This is a genomic window from Arthrobacter sp. Y3223164, assembly GCF_059091005.1.
The window spans coordinates 1-537 of the sequence record NZ_JBNHGF010000807.1; the positions used below are offsets into that span (position 1 = coordinate 1).

Below are 537 nucleotides of genomic sequence, written 5' to 3' on the forward strand. Positions count from 1 at the left end.
CCGGCGTGCGCGGCAGGTCGTCCACGGGCAGCCCGCCTTCGGCTTCCAGGGTCCGGGCCAGCCTGGACATCCGCGCGCCGAACAGCAATTCCCGGCTGAGCGCCCAGCCCCCGATGATCGGCAGGACCACCAGCGCAATGCCCAAGCCCTTGGCTACGGGGTCGGGTTCGCTGAGCATCAGCCAGGCCCGCTGCAGCGTGGCTCCCAGGTAGCCCACCAGCAGCACGATAATCACGCCGACCCAGATCTTGGCTCCGTGCCGGGCATACCAGCCGATGCGGCCGTTGCCGCCGTCCGCTGCGGGACCCGTGTGTTCGGCGTTGCTCATGAAAGTTCCAGGTACCCGTCGAGTCCGTAGGTCAGTCCGGGCCGCCCGGCGACGGTCCGGACGCCCAGCAGGACGCCGGGCATGAAGGAGGCGCGGTCGAAGGAATCGTGCCGGATGGTCAGTTGTTCGCCCGGCCCGCCGAGCAGCACCTCCTGGTGCGCCACCAGGCCGCGCAGCCTCACGCTGTGCACGCGCACGCCGTCCACGTC

1 protein-coding gene and 1 pseudogene are annotated in these 537 nt (G+C 70.6%); both read right to left on the reverse strand.

All coding sequences use genetic code 11. The features are described from left to right. Nucleotides 1-328 (reverse strand): annotated as a pseudogene (locus tag AC5RUJ_RS18125) (hypothetical protein); the annotation flags it as partial. Further along, a partial coding sequence (locus tag AC5RUJ_RS18130; protein ID WP_494156504.1) for a dihydrodipicolinate reductase C-terminal domain-containing protein occupies nt 325-537 on the reverse strand: 213 nt, incomplete at its 5' end. The pseudogene AC5RUJ_RS18125 and the gene AC5RUJ_RS18130, both read right to left, overlap by 4 nt.